The organism is Mesorhizobium sp. M5C.F.Ca.IN.020.32.2.1, from assembly GCF_004023105.1.
Lineage (GTDB): Bacteria > Pseudomonadota > Alphaproteobacteria > Rhizobiales > Rhizobiaceae > Mesorhizobium > Mesorhizobium wenxiniae.
Window position 1 is genome coordinate 1 of record NZ_RZSX01000440.1, and the last position, 5,196, is coordinate 5,196.

Here is a 5,196-nt window from a genome sequence, read left to right on the forward strand (position 1 = left end):
GTCATGAAGTACATGATCAGCAGGACGGGCACGATGAAGGCAAACTCAACGGCCGCGACACCGCGGCGATCGGAGCAGAACCGGATGGTTTTCGTGCATATCCCAGCGATCCACTTATGTGCCCCCGCACGCCCCATGCCTTCGTCCTTTTCCCACCCACGCAACGGTACGTTTTCAATTGTCGAACGGCTCGTTCTGCCAGGTCACCGATGCGAAATGCAGCGTGTTGCCGTCTTTCAGATTGGCCATCGACTTGGCCATGAAATCGGTCATGACGGGCCATTTATAAAAAACCCGCAGCATGTTTATTGATTCAGCCAAGCCTGGGGATACCGTAAAAGCCGCGGGGTCCGTGCCGGTCAGCACGATTTCGCGGTCTTGGATCTTGAAGCCCGCCTGGGCCGCGGCGGCGAAGGTCGGATACTCGCGCAGGTCCACCTCCAATCCCGGGCAGTCCTTGGCGACCATGATCTCCAGCCGGCTGCAGATCATGGTCTTCAGCGTGGCCTCGGTCACATCGGCCTGCCTTACCTGGCCCGTCCGTAGCTGGCGCGCGACATCGTCGGTGATGTTGGCCATCACCTCTTGCCCGGCAAATGAAATGCAGCTCTCCAGTATGGCAAAGATGAGGAGCGCAAATGGCACGGCAAGCATCGCGAACTCCAAAGCCGTGCTGCCGCGCCGGTCGCCAAGGAAGCGCGCAGAAAAGCCTGCGAGTCCTGCTCTGATCATGTCCCGTGTCTGCCGATCCTGAAGGGGTGGAGGGAATATTAGCGGAAACCCATTGAAGTGCGGTTTGTATGATCGTTAAATTTGAGGGAGAGGCTTTAACAGGCCGACAACCGAAGCGGCATTTCAGCGGGGTGAGAACAATCCGCTCGTTACCGGCCGGCGCTCATCTCGGCTTCCGAGGCCTTCTCCGCATCGCTTTTATACGAGCTTTCGCAATACGGCGTGCAGGACATGGTCTGTATTTCGGCACGCCGATAGATGCGCACCGACGACGCGTCCTGCCGCACGACGGTGATCTGCTCGTCGACGATCGGACGGCCCTCTTGATCGAGGACGACGAGGTTGGTGACGCCGAAGCCTTTGCCCGTCAGCACGATCGTCGAAGCATCCTGCACGGAGGCGTCGGCGATCGCCGGGTTGCCGACGACGATCGTATCGGCGGCGCGCGACAGTTTGACGATCTTCGCCTGATTCATCGTGACCTCGATGCCGGCGCCAGCCTTGACCGGCACGACAAAGGCCGTGGCGGCAAGGAGCGCGGCAATCGGAAAGGACGATCTCGGCCCGGTCATTGAAGCGCTCCACGGCGGCAAACTGCTCAACGGAACATGAACGAGATTGGTGAACCAACGGTTAATTAGAGAAGTGCCGTGGTGATGTCGGGATCGGAATCGTGATCGCCTGCAGCGGGCCGCCCTTTTCCCAAATCGCTAAATTGCGCCTTTCGCGGCGCGTGACGTGCCTGCCGGACCATAACGTCACTTAGTTTACGGTTAACCACGCAATGTCATCGAAGCCGGAAAGGAATCGGTAAGGCTGTTTATTAAGCCGATCGAAAGAGCTTCTCCGTAGATTGGCAGTATCCGATCAGCCGCCAAGAGAAGTTGACGGAACTGCTGTAACACGTGGAGTAGGAGCTCTCGAATGTCTAATCTCATTGCACGTTTTGTGAAGGACGAATCCGGCGCGACCGCTATCGAATACGGTCTGATCGCCGCTCTCATCGCGCTCGCCATCATGGTCGGCGCCGGCTCGCTGGGCAACGCGCTGAACGCGAAGTTCAACGGGATCGCCACTTCGATCAACAATTCGTAACAGATCACGACGTCTTGTCGTTTTCCAGAACAGGGCCGCCTCACTGGCGGCCCTGTTTCGTCGTACCGCAGATTTCAGCTCGTAGCCTCATCAATCGTTAATCGAACATGTCTAAGCTGGGCTAGGCATAGTTGACCATAGGCCCCGCGCAGATGCTTGAAGCCCTGATCTTCGTCGTCTTTCCGTTCTGCATGCTTTTCGCCGCGATCTCCGACATGCTGTCGATGACGATCGCCAATCGCGTGCCGGTGCTGCTTGTGGCAGTCTTCGCCCTGGTCGCGCCGCTGACGGGAATGGACTGGGCAACCTATGGCTGGCATTTCGCCGCCGGTGGCCTGGTTCTCGCCGTGACCTTCGGTCTGTTCGCGCTCGGCGGCATGGGAGGCGGCGACGCCAAGCTGCTGGCCGCCACTGCCGTGTGGATGGGGCTCAATGTCCATCTCATCCAATATCTCGTTGTCTCGACATTCATCGGTGGCCTGCTGACGCTCGCAATCCTTGTCTATCGGAAATCGCCGCTTGCGGCCGTTACAAGCCATAATCCGTTTTTACGCCATTTCGCCGACGAGACATCAGGCGTTCCCTATGGTATCGCGCTTGGCATTGGCGGCCTGCTCACCTTTCCGAATTCGCCCTTGATGACGTGGGCACTTGCAAGGCTGGCGGTCTGATTCTCGCCGCCAACATTTTCTCGTCAGACCACGCCTATCATTCTTCGATTTGGCGTTGAAGCAGGCAGCTTGGCAGCCTTTTCTGCGGTCCGGAGCGATGCCTCAAATTTATGTAAACCTTAAATTAATCACGATCGTAAGTATTAAATTAACCTTGTTTTGACGATTGCCGCTGCAAGGTCCGGCTTGGCTAGGTGGTTTGCCAAGGCGAGGTTCGGACAGATGCCAGCATCCCGACTGATCATTCTAGGCGTGGCGGTGGCCGCGGCGGGTGGCGCAGGATATGTTGCAAAAAACATGGTGGCGGCTCCGCCGCCTCAAATCGTCGATTCCGGCCCCACGGCGCCGGCAATCGCGCTGCAGGACGTGCTTGTCCTGTCAGGCGACGTTCCGATGGGCAGCCCGCTCGAGAACAACATCAGCTGGCAGTCCTGGCCGGCCGACGGCGTCAACGCAAACTTCATCACCCGCGCCGCCGAGCCCGATGCGCTTGAGAAGCTGAAAGGCGGCGTCGCCCGTGTCGCGATGTATGCCGGCGAGCCGCTGCGGCGGTCCAAGCTGATCGGCGAGGGACAGAGCTTCATGTCGTCGATCCTGCCCTCCGGCATGCGGGCCGTCGCCACAGCCGTATCGGCCGACACTTCGGCCGGCGGCTTCATTCTTCCCAATGATTTCGTCGATGTCATCATGACCCGCAGAGCCGATGCCGCGGGCGGCGGCAGCGGTTTTACGACCGAAACCATCCTCAAGAACATTCGCGTCCTGGCAATCGACCAGACCATCCAGGAGGACGAGGAAGGCAAGAGGACCAGGGTCGGCCAGACCGCGACACTGGAACTGACATCGCAGCAGGCGGAAATCATCACCGTCGCTCAGCAAATGGCGGATCGCCTGACATTGGCGCTGCGGTCGATCAGCGACACCCAGGAGAAGAATCTGGGCGAGGCCGATTATCTCGTTTCCGGCAATGGGCGGCGCGGAACAGTACGATTGATCAAGTCAGGCGAAGTTTCCGAAGTGGGGGCAAGGCAATGAGGCTAAACGCTAGACTGCCGGTCGCCCTGGCTGTGGCTATCGGCCTGTTCCTCATTGAGACGAATGCGCAAGGCCCCGTCGAGGCGAATGCGGCAGGCAGGAAGGCCGAGGTGTCGGCTACGACCGCCACCCAGCGCGTCAAGCTCGGCCTCAACAAATCGGTGGTCATCGACCTGCCGAGCGATGCCTATGATATTCTCGTCGCCAATCCGGCGGTCGCCGATGCGGTGACCCGCACCGCCAGGCGCATCTATCTGTTCGGAAAGGCGGTGGGCGACACCAACATCTTCGTCTTCGGCCCCAATGGCGAACAGATCGTCAGTCTGGATCTGGCAGTCGAACGCGACGTCGCCGGACTGGAAGACTATATCAGGCGCTTCATCCCGTCATCGACCATCACTGTCGAATTGCTGAACGACAACGTCGTCCTGACCGGAACCGTGGACACTCCCCTGGATGCCAAGCGCGCGGTCGATCTGGCCACCATCTTCGTGTCCGGCGGCGAAGCGACCACGGGACAATATTCGCAGACCGCCTCCGGCGGCTCGGCCGAATCCGGTGTCGACATCGACAATCCGGATTCCGAGCGTCGCGTCAGCCAGATCGTAAACCTGCTGCAGATCATCGGCGACGACCAGGTGACGCTCAAGGTGACGGTGGCCGAAGTCAGCCGCTCGGTGATGAAGCAACTCGGCGTCAACCTGATCGGCAACGGTGACAGCAATGGCATCAGTTGGAGCGCATTGACCAGCCCCGCATACGGACTGGGAAAACCCCTGTCGCAATTTTCGGGACTTTCAATCGGCACCTCGGCGCTTCAAGCGTACATCAATGCCATGGAGCAAAGCGGTGTCATGAAGACGCTGGCCGAACCGACACTGACCGCGGTCTCGGGCGAGAAAGCGACGTTCAAAGTCGGCGGTGAATTCAATCTCATAACAAGCCGAACGAACAACGTTTCAAACGACAATCAAACGGGCCAGGTTACTTACACCAACGAAAAGCTAGAATACGGAATTGGCCTCGAATTCCAGCCTGTCGTGCTCTCGGCCGGCCGCATCAGCCTTAAAGTGAGGACGTCGGTTTCGGAGCCTACGATGGAAGGCGCCACAGTGCTCGAAGGGGCCGGGGACTTGCCCGGCACCACTTTGCTGTCGATCCGCAAGCGCCTGGCAGACACCACCGTTGAACTGCCTTCAGGCGGTTCGATGATGATCGCCGGCCTGGTTCGGGACGACATCCGGCAGGCGGTCGCCGGGCTGCCCGGGCTGACCAAGATCCCAGTGCTTGGCACGCTGTTCCGTAGCCGGGACTTCGTCCGCAACGAGACCGAGCTGGTCATCATCATCACGCCCTACCTGGTGAAGCCGGTGACGCGCAACGCTCTTGCCAAGCCGGACGACAATTTCAACGCCGCCAGCGATGGCGCCGGCATGTTCCTTGGCCGTGTCAATCGCGTCTACGGCACCATGCAGACCGACAAGCCCAACGGCCGTTATCACGGCGTTGTCGGCTTCATCTACAAGTAAGCGGGGAAGCGGACATGTCTCAGTCAGCGTTGAAGGCAAGGACGAACACCGCAGCGATGCGGTCCGGCCGTTCGCGTCTCTACAGGCCAGCCATTCCGGTCCTGGCGGTTGCGGTCGCGGCATTGCTGGCGGGC

At 59.6% G+C, this 5,196-nt stretch carries 6 protein-coding genes; 4 read left to right on the forward strand and 2 right to left on the reverse strand.

The window, feature by feature from the left end; translation table 11 throughout:
• Positions 1-174: 174 nt before the first annotated feature.
• Together EOA86_RS21040 and EOA86_RS21045 are read right to left on the reverse strand one after the other, a co-directional pair.
• Positions 175-732: a TadE/TadG family type IV pilus assembly protein gene (locus EOA86_RS21040; RefSeq protein WP_095517024.1), complete on the reverse strand. Its 558-nt coding sequence runs from the start codon at positions 730-732 to the stop codon at positions 175-177.
• Positions 733-881: 149 nt separating this feature from the next.
• Positions 882-1,304 (reverse strand): pilus assembly protein N-terminal domain-containing protein, encoded by a 423-nt coding sequence (locus EOA86_RS21045; RefSeq protein WP_095517025.1) that lies wholly within the window; start codon positions 1,302-1,304, stop codon positions 882-884.
• A gap of 352 nt (positions 1,305-1,656) precedes the next feature.
• On the opposite strand from EOA86_RS21045, the gene EOA86_RS21050 reads away from it, so the two are divergent.
• From EOA86_RS21050 to EOA86_RS21065, 4 genes are all read left to right on the forward strand, one after another.
• Positions 1,657-1,827 carry a Flp family type IVb pilin gene (locus EOA86_RS21050; protein ID WP_127212514.1) on the forward strand — a complete coding sequence of 57 codons (171 nt, stop codon included), beginning with the start codon at positions 1,657-1,659 and terminating at the stop codon, positions 1,825-1,827.
• 152 nt (positions 1,828-1,979) lie between these two features.
• The gene (locus EOA86_RS21055) at positions 1,980-2,498 is read left to right on the forward strand and encodes a prepilin peptidase (protein ID WP_127212515.1); all 519 of its coding nucleotides are present in this window, start codon (positions 1,980-1,982) and stop codon (positions 2,496-2,498) included.
• 222 nt (positions 2,499-2,720) lie between these two features.
• Positions 2,721-3,533 carry a Flp pilus assembly protein CpaB gene (gene cpaB / locus EOA86_RS21060; protein ID WP_065006124.1) on the forward strand — a complete coding sequence of 271 codons (813 nt, stop codon included), beginning with the start codon at positions 2,721-2,723 and terminating at the stop codon, positions 3,531-3,533.
• Positions 3,530-5,062 (forward strand): type II and III secretion system protein family protein, encoded by a 1,533-nt coding sequence (locus EOA86_RS21065; RefSeq protein ID WP_128343404.1) that lies wholly within the window; start codon positions 3,530-3,532, stop codon positions 5,060-5,062. The genes cpaB and EOA86_RS21065 overlap by 4 nt, the downstream gene beginning before the upstream one ends.
• Positions 5,063-5,196: the final 134 nt, after the last annotated feature.